The following is a 17,003-nucleotide window of genomic DNA, read 5'->3' as shown; positions in this document are numbered from 1 at the left end:
GCATGCCAGTAAACATTTTCGATATACCTGCTGAGATAAAAACAACTACTAGGACACCATCTTTATGGCTATGGGGCTGTATCTTATTATTGATAACCATAGTTTATCTATGCATTTTTCTGGGTTTCTTTTCACAATATCTGTCTAAAAACCCTTATATTTTATGGTCAGAACTGTTGTTAATACCTTTGTTACTTTGGGGCGGGATTTTTACTTTTAGGTTATTATTATGGAATGGCAGTAACTTAGAGGAGGAATACTGGAATGCAACACGCACTGATTATTATCAAGCGTTACTGCAAAAAGGAAGAGTTCATCTTAAACTTATTGATATAAAGGTTAAGTTTCCTGATATTAGTGGGAACGCTACTGATGCAATGAATAACTATCTCTTACCGGTTAGATATACACCTAAATTTACGCATATGTCACGGTATCTCGCCTTTTCTTCACTTGTACATAACATTAATGAGAAAAAACAGTATGAAGAAAGGATGCAGTCCCTTTTTAATAAAATGATGCCTGAGTTGCTAGAAGATATCTATACACATATAACTCTGTTACCGCCAGGTGCTATGTTGACTATCATATCTGTCTTTTCTGATGATCTGAAACTGCAGTTGGAAAAATTGTGGGATAAGCGCTTTAATCTCATTTTCCCTTTTTCAAATATTCTGTTTGGTAATAGTGTATATGAATCGTTAGATTCATGGTTAGATGAGGGACAAAGTGAATATATTATTCTCATTGCTGCTCATTTGCATGGAAATGAACTGATCAGTGACAGTATTGACAATCAATCTGAGACAATTATTTTATTATTTGGAAAAAATAGCGAGAGCATTGAAAATAAAGGATTATCCTTTGACTCTCTCTATCGACCTGAAATTGGGTGGGATGGTATAGACAAATCAATTATTTGGGGCGAAGTATCCTGCAATAATCAGTTGTCAGGTGTTTTATATTCTGGTCTAAGTGACAAAGAAAAAAATGACATTGTGATAAAAACATCTGATTTCATGTCTGAGAGTGCATTGATGTCATTTAATTATATTAATACTGCTGATTACCTATGTTTATGTGAGCCGGTAACTGAGGTTTTACAGATTAAGTACGTGAAGGAGTTTCTTGAACCAGGACGTTACTTGCTTATAAATAAATACCATGATTCTTTAATTGTGTCCTATTTTCTCACTTTAGCCGCCGATGATAAGGGTGGGCTATAAAATGAAAGCTTTTATTATTAAATTTTCTGGTGTGTTTTTTGTTATTGTTTTCATGGCTTTTTTGTTTTTGCTTTTTTATTTTTGGGGGAATGAGTTGGGATGGACCTCCGCGAAAGATAAGTTACTGGTTGGAGGCGCCATTCTATCAGTTTCCTTTTTTCTCTCCTTAGCGCTTGCCAGTCGGCGTTCATTAATTGCTGTAGGTTCTAGGCTGAGATTCTTTCGGAAAGTAGATAATGAGCAAAAGAACGTAGCTGTTCAGAAAGTACAGTTAAAACATCTGGCTGTTAGTAGTGCCTGGATCCGTGAACTGCAACAGGCTCTCCAGAAGCTATACGGCCGCTTCTGGCCTCGTAAAGTGCGCATTCTCTTACTCACCGGCAGTGCGGCGGATGTGGAGCAACTGACTCCAGGCCTGACGTCGCAATACTGGCAGGAAGACAGTGGCACCGTGCTGTTGTGGGGCGGCGATCTGGGGGCGCAGGCCGATAGTGCCTGGCTGAGTGCTTTGCGTAAATTGCGCCGCCGGCCGCTGGATGGCGTGGTCTGGGTGACCTCAGCCTTGGCTCAACGCACTGCGCTAGGTCAGAAAGAATCTAAAACAACACTTTCCACCGATATGATGGACAGCGTGGCGCAGGCGTTCGCTTCACGCTATGAACTCCTCGGCTGGCGGCTACCGCTGTATGTCTGGTCATTGCATGCCGATGACGGGGCTGATCGCATCACGCAATCCGTGGGGTGTTTGCTGCCAGTAGGGTGTAAACCGGACGAACTGAGTACGCAACTTGCCGGGCTGTTGCCGTCGCTGATTGAGCAGGGTACACAACAGATTAGCCGCAACACGCAGCATCCATTCTTGTTGCAACTGGCCGATCAGTTAGCGCGTCAGCCAGATTCTGTCGCAGGCCCCCTTGCTACACTGCTGAATCCCTATCGCCCTTCACCGTTGGCGGGGGTTATCTTCAGCCCGGCATCTGTCGATGCAAAACGCAGCGTGAAGCACCACTGGGGCAAGGATAACCGCTGGGATGTGTTGATTGATTCACTGCCATTATTGCCCGCAGGCTTAGCCGCGAAAAAGCTGGGGTTTGCCTGGCGTAAAACGCTGGCGATGGCGATGGCTGGCATCATGGTATTGTGGGGCGCGGGTATGGTGATGTCATTCCTGGTCAACCGAGACACGATTAATGCCAGTGAATCTCAGGTCAAACGAGCAGCTAACGTACAGCAGCCTCTTCCGGCGCGTCTGCAAGCGCAACTGGATCTGCAACACACATTAGGCAGATTGCAGTATCGCCAGCAACAGGGCGCACCGTGGTACAGCCGGTTTGGTCTGAGCCAGAATGATGCTTTGCTGGCCGCACTCTGGCCACATTATTGGGCCAGCGCCACCCCTCTGCTGCGTGATGCCGCCGCTCGTCACCTGGAAAAACAACTCATCACCATGGCGCAGCTTCCCCCTGACTCTCCGCTGCGCGACACGCTGGTGAAACCCGCGTATGAGCAGTTAAAACTCTATTTGATGCTGGCGCGTCCGGAGAAAATGGATGCGCCATGGTTTAGCTCCGCGCTGCTTCATGACTGGCCACAGCGCAGTGGTGTGCCGGATAATCTCTGGCAGGGCAGTGGTCCGGCGCTGCTGGATTTTTATGCCCGTAATCTTTCCCTGCACCCAGCCTGGCGTCTGAAGTTGGATGAAAACCTGGTCAGTCAGGTACGTACCCGGCTGATCCGTCAGATGGGGGCGCGTAACAGTGAATCTTCGCTCTATCAGAAAATGCTAGCTCAGGTGGCGAATCAGTATGCTGATCTGCGCCTGTCTGATATGACGGGCGATACCGATGCTGAACGGATCTTTACCACCGATGCCGTCGTGCCAGGCATGTTCACCCGTAAAGCCTGGGATGATGCGGTAAAACCGGCGATTGAAAAAGTGGCCAGTGAGCGTCGGGAAGAGATGGACTGGGTGCTGAGTGACAGTAAAAATACCGCGTTGCAGCAGGATTCTCCCGAAGCTCTTCAGGCACGTTTGAAGGCGCGCTATTTCGCTGACTTTTCCACCCGTTGGCTGGATTTTCTCAACAGTCTGCACTGGCAGCAGGCACAGACGCTATCGGACTCCATCGACCAGCTCACCCTGATGGCCGACGTGCGTCAGTCCCCTCTGGTGGCGTTAATGAACACCCTGAGCGTACAGGGGAAAACCGGGCAAACCGGTGAGGCGTTGTCTGACTCGTTGGTGAAATCGGCCAAAAATCTGTTAAACCGCGATGGGCAGCCCGCCATTGATCAGCAAGCGGGGGCACAGGGGCCGCTGGATGCCACTTTCGGCCCGGTATTGGCGCTGATGGATGTCAAGGCCGGCGGACAGGGCAATACCCACCTCAGCCTACAAACCTTCCTGACCCGCGTTACTCAGGTACGGCTTAAACTTCAGCAGGTGGTGAATGCCGCCGATCCTCAGGCCATGACTCAGACTCTGGCGCAGACGGTATTTCAGGGTAAAGCGGTCGATCTGACCGAAACCCGCGATTACGGCAGCCTGGTTGCCGCCAGCCTCGGTCAGGAGTGGAGTGGATTTGGCCAGACGGTATTTGTCCAGCCGATGGAACAGGCGTGGCAGCAGGTATTAACGCCTGCGGCCCAGAGCCTGAATGCCCAGTGGCAGGCATCTATTGTCGATGACTGGAACAGTACCTTCGGCGGGCGTTATCCCTTAAAAGATACCAGCAGTGAAGTATCACTTCCGCTGCTGGCACGTTATCTCAACAGCGACAGTGGCCGTATCGCCCGCTTCCTGCAAACTCGGTTGAATGGCGTGCTGCACAAAGAGGGCAGCCATTGGGTACCGGACAGCATCAATGCTCAGGGGTTGACATTTAACCCGGCGTTCCTGAAAGCCGTAGATCAGTTGAGTTATTTGTCTGATGTGGTGTTTGCCGATGGTGAAGCGGGCATCCGCTTTGAACTGCGCCCCGGAACCGCTAAAGATGTGATGCAAACTGATCTGGTGATCGACAGCCAGAAGCTCAGCTATTACAACCAGTTGCCAGTTTGGAAACGTCTCACCTGGCCCCATGATACCGAAGCGCCTGGTGCCAGCCTGAGCTGGATAAGTACTCAGGCCGGTACCCGACAGTTTGCTGATCTCTCTGGGGCCTGGGGGTGGATCCGTTTACTGGACAAGGCTCAGGTCACACCGTATCAGGGGGTCAACAGCAGCTTTAATCTTACCTGGAAAGCGCCAGATGGCAGGCCGCTGAATTACACCCTACGAACCGAGGCCGGAGAAGGTCCGCTGGCGTTACTGAAACTGCGTAATTTTGTTTTACCGACGCAAATATTCAGCGTGGACGCCACCGGTGGCGCTCAGAAAATGGATACCGCAACAGAAGAGGGATACTGATGGCTACGTTGCACACCTTACTCAGCGCCTGCCATGCCGAACAGCAGGCGCTTTCGCAACCGGTACAGCAGCAGATCTTGCTCTGGGAAAAATGGTTGGTTCCCATTGCCCCGGACTTACCGGTAGGTGATGACCCCGGTTATGACGATGACTTTCAGCAGATGCGTGAAGAGGTGAACAAACTGTCCGGCGCAGACACCGGTTTGGTCTGTGCACTGGCAGAGAAGCTGCTGACCGGGGTGAGCAAGGATGTGCGCATCGCGACCTACTATATCTGGGCGCGGCTGCACATCGATGGCGAAAGCGGGTTAGCGGATGGTCTGGCCCTGCTAGCTGGGTTGATCCAACGTTTTGGTGATGCACTGCATCCGCAACGTGGCAACAGCCGCAAACTGGCACTGGAATGGTTGGCGGGGAGTCGGGTGCTGGATAGCCTGTCACTGTACCCAGAAGTTACAAAAGCTGACTTTGAACGCATTGTGGGTGCATTGGTGTTAACCGAGGAAAGTGTTGGTGGTTGGGATGAATCCACCCGCCCTCAGCTCGCAGCCCTTTACGCGGCATTGGAAAACCGGCTAATGCAGTCCGGCGGCCCTGATGCCGTTATCCCCCAAAACAGCAGTCTCCCTCGTCACGCTGCACCTAATACTCCGGCGTTGAAGGCCGTCACCTCCGGGCGTGATTTGCTCGATCAGGCAAAACTGCTGGCGGGTTTTTTGCGCGACCAGCCGAACGGCTGGCTGTCGGGCCATCATCTGATGAAAAGCATTCGTCTGGACACCTTGCATGAACTGCCGCCGCTGGCCGCTGACGGATGTACCCGTCTGGCTCCGCCGAAGCTGGAGAACCGCGCACTGCTGAAACGCCTTTATCTGCAACAAAGCTGGCTGGAGCTGCTTGAGCAAACTGACATCCTGTTTGCTCAGGGCGTCAATCACTTGTGGCTGGATCTCCAGTGGTATACCCATCAGGCACTGATCAAAATAGGTGGGCCGCACGAACGCTGGGCTGACATCATTAAGCAGGATTTGAATGGCCTACTGACCCGCTTGCCGGGGCTCGAAGGTCTGGCATTCAGTGATGGTACGCCTTTTGCTGATGAGGTGTCCTTGCACTGGATAAACCAGCACGTCATGGCCGCCGAAAGTTGGGGCAGTGAATCTGCCGCCTCTGCCAGCACGGCGGGTGATGACGATATTTTGCAACTGGAGCCGGAAGCACTGGCGCAGGCGGATAGCGAAGGTGTGGAAGCGGCGCTGAACTGGTTGCAGAACCGTCCAGGTGCCCGCACGCCACGCCATCAGTGGCTGATCCGGCTGCTGATGGCGCGGGTCGCCGAGCAGTATGGCAAAAATGACATGGCGCTGCATTTACTGGGTGAACTGGAGGGGAATGCCGCCCGGATGACGCTGACCCAATGGGAACCGGAATTGCTGTTTGAAGTGAAAGCCCGTCGCCTGAAATTGCTGCGCATGAAAGCCAGCCGGACAGAGTCGGACAAATCACGCCTGCATAGCGAGATGGAAAACCTGCTCGCTGGATTAGTTGCCCTCGACCCGGCACGGGCTGCGGTGCTGTGTGGTTAATCGATAACCCTATCCTGATAAAAAGAAAACGATGAAAGACCTTACCCTGCGTTATTACGACGCCGAAATGCGCTATTTGCGTGATGCGGCGAAAGAGTTTGCCCAAACTCACCCTGACCGGGCAGCCATGTTAGATCTGGATAAACCCGGTACGCCTGACCCTTATGTTGAACGCCTGTTTGAAGGTTTTGCCTTCTCCATGGGGCGATTGCGCGAAAAAATTGATGACGACCTGCCGGAGTTCACTGAAGGGCTGGTGAGCATGTTGTGGCCGCACTATCTGCGCACCATTCCCTCGCTGTCGGTGGTGGCGCTGACCCCCGATGTCCCGGCGATGAAAATGGCTGAAACCGTGCCCGCAGGAATGGAAATCTATTCCCGCCCCATAGGGCCGAAGAATACCGTCTGCCAGTACCGAACTACCCGCGATATGGTACTCAACCCGCTCGCCGTCTCAACCGTGGTGATGGCAACCGAACCAGACGGCCGTTCGGTGCTGCGCCTGCGCCTGGCATGCAGCCCGCAAGCTGACTGGTCGCAAGTGGATTTACGTCGCTTGTGTTTTTATCTGGCGGGAGAGGCGGCGGTCAGTAGTGCGTTACATCTGGCACTGACTCGGCGTCAGGCTGCGCTCTACTTGCGTCTGCCCAATCAGGCTGAGCGGATAAAACTGGATGGCTGGTTTTCTCCCGGTGGCTTTGCAGACCACGATCTGCTGTGGCCCAAAGGCGACAGCGCATTTAGCGGCTATCAGCTATTGCTGGAATATTTCACCTTCCGCGAGAAGTTTATGTTCGTGCATCTGAACGGGCTGGAAACCGTGACGCTGCCAGCGGGCATTGCCTGGTTTGATATCGACGTGGTGTTTGATTGCCAGTGGCAAAGTGATCTGCCGGTCAGGGATGACGCGCTTAACCTGCATTGTGTACCGGTGATTAATCTGTTCTCGCTGGAAGCTGACCCGCTAACCATCAATGGGCTGGAAAGTGAGTATATGCTGCGCCCGCGCCGCTTGCAGGATGGGCACACCGAAATTTACTCCGTGGACGCCGTGACCGGTTCGCAGCGAACATCCGATGCCACCTATGTTCCTTTTACCAGTTTTCGCCATCGCGGCGGAATGCAGCGACGTCATGCACCGGAACGCTATTACCATACCCGTGTAAAACGAGGTGTGACCGGACTGCATGATACCTGGCTTATCCTTGGGGGTCAGCAGTGGGAAGCGGACCGACTGTTTACCCGTGAGGCGGTGTCGCTGAAAATCACTGGCACCAATGGCCAGCTACCGCGCAAAGCGTTACAGAGCACGTTGTTGGACCGCTGCGAAGCGGTGTTACAGACGCCGCTGAAAGTGCGTAATCTCTGTAAGCCTACGCTACCCTCTTATCCCCCGGCGGAGGATCACTTCCAGTGGCGCGTATTGAGCCATCTGGGTTCAAGCTATCTCAACCTGATGAGCAGCGCACAAGTGCTGCGTGGGACGCTGGAGCTGTACAACTGGCAGGGGGATGAGCTCAATAACCGGCGTCTTGACGCCATTCAACAGGTGCAGCACCACCAGACTCAGCGTTTTGAAAAGGGGTTCCTGTTGCGGGGTATCGACATTGAAGTGACGTTAGATGGCAACGGTTTTACCGGTGAAGGCGACATTCACCTGTTCGGAGAGATGCTTAACCGTTTCTTTGCCCTTTACGCTGACATCCATTTGTTCAATCAGCTCACCCTTATCGTTCAGCCTGCCGGGAAATGTATCCGATGGAAAGAGAATCACAATCAGCGCCTGCCCGGCTAATCGAACAACTGTGGGATAAACTGCCGTATACCCAGTTTTATCGCTTCTGTCAGTTACTGGAGCAAAGCCAGCCAGATGCCCCCCCGTTGGGCAGTCATTGGCAGGTCAGGCACGATCCGGTGCGTTTTCGCCCCCATCCGGGGATGGGGTTTCCGGCCAGTGAATTTAAACGGGTGGAAATACCCGAGCATGCACACCTCCCGCCGACCATCCGCACCACCTTTATGGGGCTGTATGGTGTGGAGTCGCCGCTGCCTACCGCGTATATCGACGATATTACCCAGCGCAGGGAGGGGTATGAGGCGGTAAGCGACTTTCTGGATATCTTCAATCACCGACTGATCACGCAGTACTACCGCATCTGGCGTAAGTACTCTTATCCGGCCAGCTTTTCTCCCGGCGGTATGGATAAAACGTCTAAGTACCTGTTGAGCCTTTGTGGTCTGGGTATTGAGGGATGTGCACAGAATATCGCCACGCCGGTATCCCGCTTTCTGGCGCTAACCGGCATGATGCGCCTGCCCACGCGGACCAGTGAAGGCATTATTGCGTTGGTTCAGTTGCTGGCACCGGAAACCGATGCCCGTGTGATAGCCCATGACCGCTGCCGTATCCCCTTGCGCAATCCACTGGCTCTGAGCGCACGTTATCCCGTCAGCATGAGTAACAGCCCGGTAATGGGCAGTCACGCGGTGGATGTTAACAGTCAGGTATTACTGCAATTGAAGACGGATAACCCCGATGAAGCCCGCGAGTGGTTGCCCGGCGGGCAATTACACACGGATTTGATGGCGTTATTGCATGTGTATCTGGGACCGCGGTTGCATGTGCGTTTACAACTGTCGGTGTTACGCGCGCTACTGCCTGATGCGCAACTCTCCTGCCAGCCCAAAAGCACCGGTATTCTGTTAGGCAGAACCGCCGTAATGCGGACACAGCGCGTCGCATCAACCGCACCAGCCAACACTGAAATGATCACAATTAATCTGGGCCGCTATCAGCGTGTTCAGGAAAATCTTCACCGAAGGGAGACCGATGAACATGGCGATTATCGCTGGTAAGACACGCTTTTCATTACTGATGCTGATCATGATATCCACCCTGAGCGGATGCGGACTGACCCAGAAAGTGAGTGATGGCACCGTTGCGGTAACAAAATCCATTTTTTATAAGCAGGTGAAAATACTGCATCTGGATATACAGGCGCGGGACGCGGTAAACAACAATGCGGCAGGTGCCCCATTGGCTACGGTAGTGCGCATCTATCAGCTACAGGATCGCAAAACGTTTGACGGTACCGATTATCCCTCATTATTTGCCGAGGACAGCCAGGCCATCAAAGCCGATCTGCTTGCTGAAAAAGATATCCGCATTCGCCCGGGGGCTGCGGTGTCCGTTGATATGCCGCTGGACGAAAAAGCGCAGTATGTAGCGGTTGCAGCTATGTTTCTGGCACCCGATATCGCTAACAACACCTGGCGAGTGGTGTTGAACCGTGACGACCTCGACCCTGATAAGGCTCGTCGGATTGAACTGAATAATCATGGGATGACACTTTTACCCTTGAAGGATAAGTAATATGCCCCAGCCTTCTCTCTATGAAATGCTGTTCGGTAACGTCGCGGGTGGCCTCGACATCCATCAGGTGAGCGAAGCCAATCAAGGTGTTCTGTCGGTGCTCGACAATATGCAGCGCATTCTTAACTGCCGCGCCGGTACGCTTAGCCATCTGCCCGATTACGGTCTACCGGACATGAGCAAAATCCTGCAAGGGATGCCCGGCACGGCACATTCACTGCTGACCACGCTCTCTGCCACGCTGCTGAAATATGAGCCACGGCTGAAAAGTCTCAACGTGGTTCTGCTGCCACAAACCACACCAGGACATCTGGAATATGGAATTGATGCCGAGCTGAAAGAGTTCGGGCTGGTGCACTTTGGCACCGCATTTATGCCGGAAGGCAGGGTACTGATTCGCCATCTTAAACAACAACATTATCTCAATCCGGGCGACTCATTTTAACGCCTATTCAGGGAAGACAAACACATGATATCGAATACCGAGCGTACGGTTAAAACCGGCGGAGATCCCCGCCATTTTGCTGAATTTAGCGCCTTACGTGACGAAATCGGCAAATTACATCATCCCGCCCGCCCGGATGTTGACTGGGGGCGGGTCGAGCAGCTTTGTTTGGCGCTGTTTCGCCAGAATGGGGTTGAGTTGCAGACCACGGTTGATTTTACGCTGGCACGGACGCACATTGCCGGTCTTGCCGGGCTGTGTGAAGGGCTGGAGCTGCTGGCGGGGTTACTCTCCCATCAGTGGAGTGCATTATGGCCGCCGCAAACGCATGCCCGGGTGGCGTTATTGGCCTGGTTGAGTGACCGGTTGCAGCAAGTTTGGCGTACTATGACGCTGTGCTACGGTGACCTGGCTATGGTGTATCGGGCAGAGCGTGCGTTGGAACAACTGTGTACGCAGTTGCAAACGTTGGAACTTAAGCATCTAAGTAAATTGGACGGAGTGCGCCTGATGTTGCATAACGCCGCATTGCGGCTGGAAAGTGCCGAGGCCGCTACCGATACGCCAGACCGATTAAGTATTCCGCTACGGCACACCACTCTCTCTGAACCCCTGCCACAAGCGGCATTCGCGTCGGCTGCGGTCAGTGAACCACTGGTTTATATTGTCAACGAACCCGCCCCAACGCGTGTTCAGGTTGAATTGTCGCCGCCTTTGCCACCGCCACCACGTTGGAAGGCGGGCCACGGTTTTGTCGCCGGGTTATCACTGATGGCCGTGCTGATGGCAGGGAGTTTCTTTATCTGGCAGTCGCTGTCATCTAATCCATTGCGCGAGGCATTGCTAACCAGTGTCGCGCCATTACCTGCGCCACTGGCAGCCAAATCAATCGATGAACTGAGAAAACAGACTTCAGATGCTGAGTTGGCACGATTGGCTGGCCCGGTATTGCAAGGCAGTGGCACACAGTTGGAACAACTGACACAGTTACCGCCGTTATGGATGCAGGTTCAGGGGGATGCCTTGCTATCTCAGGCGCAACAACTGTGGCCCGCCAGTCAAGAAGTCAAACGGTTGAGTCGCTTGTGGCAACAACAGCGAGAAGCCGGGGCGGCCCCGCTGGTGGAGTTAAAACACTATGCCTTGGCACAAGAGCGTTTGCGGCAACTGGCAGACCGACTGAATGGATTGGATGAAAAGAAGGGGCGTTATATGACGGTATCGGAGCTTAAATCGGTAGTTTTTGCGATTCAGCAACCACTGACACAGTCATTACCTCTGGAAGAGTTGTTGCGTCAGTATCAGGTGCAGTCCGAGTCAGGGCAAACCCCGTCTTCGGTACTGCGCCAACAGATAGACAGCCGGTTTACCCAACTGCTAAATCGATATGCGTTGCTGGTCTCATCCTCTAACACTCAGTAAACCTTCATTTATTAGGGAAGATAGCCTGGTGAATGGAAAGAATATCCTCTCAGAACAACTTTCTTTGCTAGACAGGTATTCGGTTGTTTTTTCGCATCTGGATGCGGTGGAGTATAGCCATTGGCGGATGTAAAACTATCCCATCCCAGTGAGTATCCAGACTCAATTAATGCACAACACATCGGCGTGCGAAAACCATACGATTATTGGTAAAAACGAAATCGAATCCGCTTTATTCGCAAAAGGGTATAGTTTTGAGTGGTTTTTCGTGAACGAGGGTAAGCTGAAGAAAGAGATAACCAATTGATAAAATGCAAAAAAGCAGACGTTTGTAAACGTCTGCTTTCTTTAATTTGGCTCCTCTGACTGGACTCGAACCAGTGACATACGGATTAACAGTCCGCCGTTCTACCGACTGAACTACAGAGGAATCGTGTGAACGAGGCGAATAATAGCGAGGGTGGTGACGTTTGTCAAAGTAGAAAAACACTAAAAATGTGCGTTTGCTGAGAGAATGAGCTTATTGGCTTGTTTTTCAGCAAACTTGTTTGTTTTATCGTGAGTTTTACCGCGAAATGATGATTTTTTAATTAAGTTAGAGGCCCACATCCGTTAGGGTGGTGGGGGCTGTCAGGCTTTTGCCCGCCATCAGCAAGGCATTCTTGCTGCCGATACGGTTAATAATCCACGGTGCGCAGAACATTAACAGAGCATTGACCAACTCGCCGATGGTGGTGACGTAACCGAATATCTCGATGCCGCGCTGTTTTGAGGCGAGAACGATTTAAAAAAGCCAGCAAATGTTACGGTGTAACTTTAACTAACTGACTGTTTTTTAGCTGATTGCCAGCATCATCGAAATAACTATAGTTCAAAGTTACTGCGCCAGTGAGTGAGATAGGCTGCTGTTCAAAATGATATTGGCGCTCGGCAAATGGGGCGACCATCATGTCCATCTCTTGTGCTATCAGAAAACGTTGCTGTCGGTTTTCTAGCTGAATCTGGCCAAAAGAGACATAGTATGGAGTAGGGTTATGGGCGGTTAGAATGTATTCTCTATTTTTCTTCTGAAGGGTAAAACTGACTTTTTTCATGGCGTCAGCCGGTTTTGGCGTTAACCCATCAGGGCGATAGAATATCTTCATTTGGGTGTTCATCGCCATAGCAACCTGGGCCTGGGCATTGGTATTTTGTCGCGATTTAGGTGGGATTTCATACAAGTTTAGCCAATAAACAGACTCTCGATCCGTTGGCAGATCATCACCTTTATTGATAATGCGCAGACCCTGTGCCGCTCCTGCCTGCATTTTGAAAACGGCAGGTAAGACAATAAAGGGTGCTTTGCTTTGATCTGGCGTGCTGTCCACATCGCCATCATCAATCCAGGTCTGTACCACCACCGGGTAGTCATTGGTATTAGCCAACATCAAGGTGCGTTCGCGCGATTCGGGCTGATAAATTATGCGTGTTGAACCTGCCACTAAACCAGCCATGGTGTGTGGGCTGATACTCAATATCAGCAAAAACAGACAGAGGAGCCTCATTGTATCTTCACCAAAACGTAAGCCGTCGCATCGACCTTACCCGCAGTAGGGGTGCCGTTAGGCAGTTTTTTTAATGTAGCGGTAAAGTGATGTAAATAATTATTGTAACCTGCGCCATTGCTGCCATTAGAACTGGCCCCGGTAAGAACCGGATACCAACCTGCGCCAGTACTGGCGCTGCAATTGCTGGCACATCCGCCCCAACCAACAAAATTCATCGCCGCTCCACTGCTATCACTCAGGCTGATACCCACTCCCGTGGCAATATTTTTGTCAGTGCCATAGTTGTCTGATAGTAGATAACTCACGCCGCCGGCTGTGTTCACCAATCCGAGCCCTTGCGCCTTCAGATAACCCGGTAATGATGTTTGGATGCCCAGTGCAGTTTGCCCACTATTAATACCAGACTCAGTACCGGACTGGCATTCGATATCGACGGTGATATCTGCGCTACGTGATTGGTTATCGTTAAGTTCATTCACGGTAATAATGGGGAAAACCACATAAGGTGTGACGTTACGCACCACACAGGTATTTTTGCGTGTCAGGACTGAAACCGGCGCGGTATTCATGCCAAATGCCATATAGCGGCCACTTCCCCATGTTTGGTAATTGGTTGCTGAGTCATAGCCGGTTTCAGGTACTGGCATACCAGGCCCTTTGAATACCACATACCCATTGGGTTGATTGCAGGAATAGCTACCCGAATAGTTATCAGCCGCAGGACCAGAACATCCCCAACTGGAAGGGCCGGGCGTGCGGTCTACAGAACCTACTTTTTTTAGCTCAGCACGAATTTGGCTGAAATGTTTACCCTTAATTTGAATTTTATTCCCCACTACGTCGTACTTTCTCAACGGGACCTGCTGCCAGATGCGGGTGAATTCGACGCCAGTATCAACATGAATCAATTTCAATGCAGTATAGGGGAAGAAAGTCTGAAAATAGTTATCACCCATATTGCTGTAGCCGCCGACATTACTGTCGCCATTAGTCGCAAAAACTTCAAATAAACTGTCTTTATCGGCCACATCACATTCATAGATAACCGCTTCTGGGTCTGACCAGAAACGGGCGGGTACCAGGCTGATAATACTGGAGGCCAGCATTGAATCGACAGGCTGAATGTAATTACTGGTTATATTGATATTGCCTAATTGCAAGGACGCACCGTAGTTATCACCACCGATATTGGCGCCTTTCCAAACACATTGTGCATAACTGGGTAAGCTGATACTTAGCAACGTGAGTGAAAACAACAACCCCATATAGCGACGAAATAGGGGCTTGTATTGGTACAATCTGGTGTGGTGAGTCGTTATAGGTTTCATACTGTTTCTCTGATTCAATGCTGGGTAACGACACACAAGGCATCGAGTTTATATAACTGTTTATCGTTATTGGGCGTGCCTAAGTCGTAATCCAACTGGCAGCGTTCATTGGCTGCATCTCCCCATACGAGAATGAGCGTGCCACTCGCTCCTTCAGCTCGAACATAGGCCTGGCTGGCTTGACCGACCATGCCAACCTCATTCTGCTGTTGAGCAGCTTTGCCGCTCTCGGTGGTGGTGCTATACACCACTGCGCCCAGAGGCAGTTGGCTACCATCCGCCAGCCGGACAGTAATAAGCAGTGGATATCCACTGAGGGTGCGAAAAATGACTTTGACGGATGATCCGGCGTAGGGGGCAATTTGCCGTTCACCATCTTGAAGCTCAGTATTGAAATCCATACCATCAGGGCTGAGCGTGATGGTGTTGTAGCGATACGGGGTGAGTGTTGGCACCAGTGCATAGCCAAATCGGTCAATACTTGAACCTTGCCCATACATCACTTTGGCTCCACTGGCTCCTTTGGCCTCGATCAAGGCAAAAGTATCGCTTAGATAGGGCCCCAACGTGACACCGCCGCTATGAAAGGCCACCGCACCACGGGCACTGGCTGAACCTTGCCAATAACCGGGGCTGCTGGACGCGCTGCCACTCAAACTGGTTGAGGGGAGCCGTTTTTGTAAGCTGCCACTAAAGGTATTTTCTTTAGTTTGTTCACTGCGGGCAAAATCCATACTGTAACTGGCAGACTGCTCCTCACCCATCACACCGGATAATGAGGTTTGATAGCTGGCACCACTAATCTTACTGTTGACGGCACCGGCCGAGATATAGGGTGCATGCGCACTACCCCCCAGTGGGAATGAGACGGACATTTGCACTACAGTTTCACTGGTACCAAGAATATTTGCGCCATTGGCCGCAGGCATGCCACTGCCGGGGTCGACAAAGTAAGTTTCGTTGCTGACCCCCCCGGTTTTTTGTCGCGAAACGGCAATATTCAAACTGGTATCGCGCCACAGGGTATTGGCATAGCCTAGTTGTAACTGCGAATCCCGCTTGCGGTCATTACGATAATCCTGCGATGAGGCGGTTAAATACAGTGAACCGTAGCTGTTAAGATTTTGATTCAGCGATATTTCTGCTCGGCTGCGTTGCCGATAAGTATCTGAGTTCCAGACTTTGCCATTGTTGGCTGCCCGTACTCCTAATACATCACTTAAATCACGATAACCTTCCGTGGAATAACGGTAACCCGCCACGGATAGCGTGGTATTGGTTGTTTCAAACATGCGGCTGAAGGAGACTCGCGCCATCCAGCCACTCTGTCGTTCACTCGCGGAATCGTTGCTATCAGATAGCCTGGCATTCGAATAGGTGGCATCCAGCCCTAAAGCACCAATATAGTGGGTAAACACACCACCCAACATGATGGCCTGATAACCAGAGGCCATGCGTAGCCCGGTATTAGCGGTAATGGCGTTACTGATCCCACGTTGATAGGTCAGCTCACTGAACACTTCACTACTGTTCAGGTCACGCACCTGCCCGGCGGCGAAACTATAGCGGGAGTAACCGGGGCGCAAGGATTCTGGTACTGAGGAGAACGGCACCTGGAAGGTGCTGACACTGCCATCCGCTTCCTGAATTTCAATCGTCAGGTCACCACCGAAATTGGTGGCAGATAAATCATTAAATTCAAATGGCCCTGGCGACACCGTAGTTTGGTAAATAGGCCGATTGTTTTGATAAACCGTCACTTTGGCATTGGTTCTGGCAATCCCGCGCACAATAGGGGCATAGCCGCGTTGTGATTCAGGCAACATGCGGTCATCAGTTGCCAGTGCAATGCCGTTAAACCCCAAGCTGGAGAAAAACTGACCAGAGCTGAAGGTTTGGCCCAAGGTCACTTCACTGCCCATCGTGGGCAGTGCGCGTTGGCTATACAGTCGGTTGGAAGTCCAGTTGGTTCCTCGGGTCGGGTCGTAGCGCAATGAACCTTGTTGCCGCAAACGCCACATGCCAGCATTGATACCATTGGTCAGGCTGAGATAGGTTGAGTTGGTCGAACGCTTAATCCCATCTTTGTTATAGCCCACGTGATATTGGTTTAAGTTGTAATTGCTGAAACCAATGGTATCCCCTGAGGTTAAGTTCAGAGGATCAACATAACCGCGCGGCACTTTCTTAACGAACAGATGCGGCACCGATAAATCAAAACGTAATTTGGCGTAATCGAAACGGTAGTCACTGGCTGGCAAAATAGTTCTAAAATCCAGACAGTTGTCTTTGGGGTCGCTGTTTTTCAGCGCCTCTTCAGTGACACCGGCTTGTAGTAGCTGCGCGCCTGACAAACAGGGAATAACATCATTATTTTTTGCAATAAATTCTATTTCGACACGATCAACAAACTTGTTGTTAATGTAGAGATCAACCTGATACTTGCCTTCTTGATAGGCGTTTTTTTTATTAAAGCGAGAGATAGAACCTAAGCCGAGTGACGAACCGCGGACTAGCGCATCCTCAAACACATATTCGTCTTGATTACTCTGATCTGCTGCTGACACGAAATGGCTGGCCAGTATGCCGTGCGTTAGCAAATAGGATAACCAGGGAGCAAACCTCACTGGTTATCTCTATAGCTGGGCACGAACTGAATTATCATCA

At 51.3% G+C, this 17,003-nt stretch carries 11 protein-coding genes, 1 tRNA gene and 1 pseudogene; 8 read left to right on the top strand and 5 right to left on the bottom strand.

Translation table 11 applies throughout. The features are described 5' to 3' along the window. Positions 1–2 precede the first annotated feature (2 nt). The 8 genes from EL015_RS13150 to EL015_RS13115 are packed head-to-tail and all read left to right on the top strand — an operon-like array spanning position 3 to position 11,461. Positions 3–1,226, top strand: a complete 1,224-nt coding sequence (locus EL015_RS13150) for a hypothetical protein (RefSeq protein WP_032906421.1) — start codon at positions 3–5, stop codon at positions 1,224–1,226. A 1-nt stretch (position 1,227) separates the two neighbouring features. Beyond that, positions 1,228–4,635, top strand: coding sequence for an ImcF-related family protein (locus EL015_RS13145; RefSeq protein WP_005185454.1), 3,408 nt, complete (start codon positions 1,228–1,230; stop codon positions 4,633–4,635). Beyond that, the gene (gene tssA / locus EL015_RS13140; protein WP_032906423.1) at positions 4,635–6,221 is read left to right on the top strand and encodes a type VI secretion system protein TssA; all 1,587 of its coding nucleotides are present in this window, start codon (positions 4,635–4,637) and stop codon (positions 6,219–6,221) included. The genes EL015_RS13145 and tssA overlap by 1 nt, the downstream gene beginning before the upstream one ends. Positions 6,222–6,252: 31 nt before the next feature. Beyond that, a complete protein-coding gene (gene tssF / locus EL015_RS13135) occupies positions 6,253–8,016 on the top strand; it encodes a type VI secretion system baseplate subunit TssF (RefSeq protein ID WP_005185457.1) in 1,764 nt (587 codons plus the stop codon). Beyond that, on the top strand, positions 7,971–9,077 hold the full coding sequence (gene tssG / locus EL015_RS13130; RefSeq protein WP_032906424.1) for a type VI secretion system baseplate subunit TssG: 1,107 nt from the start codon (positions 7,971–7,973) through the stop codon (positions 9,075–9,077). Before tssF ends, tssG begins: the two co-directional genes overlap by 46 nt. Further along, positions 9,058–9,594 carry a type VI secretion system lipoprotein TssJ gene (tssJ, locus tag EL015_RS13125; protein ID WP_277871570.1) on the top strand — a complete coding sequence of 179 codons (537 nt, stop codon included), beginning with the start codon at positions 9,058–9,060 and terminating at the stop codon, positions 9,592–9,594. The genes tssG and tssJ overlap by 20 nt, the downstream gene beginning before the upstream one ends. 1 nt (position 9,595) lies before the next feature. Then, positions 9,596–10,039 (top strand): type VI secretion system baseplate subunit TssE, encoded by a 444-nt coding sequence (gene tssE / locus EL015_RS13120; RefSeq protein ID WP_032906429.1) that lies wholly within the window; start codon positions 9,596–9,598, stop codon positions 10,037–10,039. A 24-nt stretch (positions 10,040–10,063) separates the two neighbouring features. Further along, positions 10,064–11,461, top strand: coding sequence for a VasL domain-containing protein (locus tag EL015_RS13115; RefSeq protein WP_005185466.1), 1,398 nt, complete (start codon positions 10,064–10,066; stop codon positions 11,459–11,461). Between the two features lie 354 nt (positions 11,462–11,815). Here EL015_RS13115 and EL015_RS13110 read toward each other — a convergent pair. The 5 genes and pseudogenes from EL015_RS13110 to EL015_RS13090 form a co-directional block, all read right to left on the bottom strand. Further along, a tRNA-Asn gene (locus EL015_RS13110) sits at positions 11,816–11,891 on the bottom strand. A 210-nt stretch (positions 11,892–12,101) separates the two neighbouring features. Then, positions 12,102–12,262 (bottom strand): annotated as a pseudogene (locus tag EL015_RS13105) (MFS transporter); the annotation flags it as partial. Between the two features lie 2 nt (positions 12,263–12,264). Continuing rightward, positions 12,265–13,005: a fimbrial biogenesis chaperone gene (locus EL015_RS13100; RefSeq protein WP_032906430.1), complete on the bottom strand. Its 741-nt coding sequence runs from the start codon at positions 13,003–13,005 to the stop codon at positions 12,265–12,267. Further along, positions 13,002–14,336: a fimbrial protein gene (locus tag EL015_RS13095; protein WP_032906432.1), complete on the bottom strand. Its 1,335-nt coding sequence runs from the start codon at positions 14,334–14,336 to the stop codon at positions 13,002–13,004. The genes EL015_RS13100 and EL015_RS13095 overlap by 4 nt, the downstream gene beginning before the upstream one ends. A gap of 14 nt (positions 14,337–14,350) precedes the next feature. Continuing rightward, complete coding sequence (locus EL015_RS13090) at positions 14,351–16,963, bottom strand: fimbria/pilus outer membrane usher protein (RefSeq protein WP_032906436.1); 2,613 nt, start codon at positions 16,961–16,963, stop codon at positions 14,351–14,353. Positions 16,964–17,003 lie beyond the last annotated feature (40 nt).

It is taken from the genome of Yersinia intermedia (assembly GCF_900635455.1).
In the GTDB taxonomy this organism is placed as follows: domain Bacteria; phylum Pseudomonadota; class Gammaproteobacteria; order Enterobacterales; family Enterobacteriaceae; genus Yersinia; species Yersinia intermedia.
The sequence above is the reverse complement of the archived record's forward strand: the minus strand, read 5'-3'. Positions and strand labels throughout refer to the sequence as shown.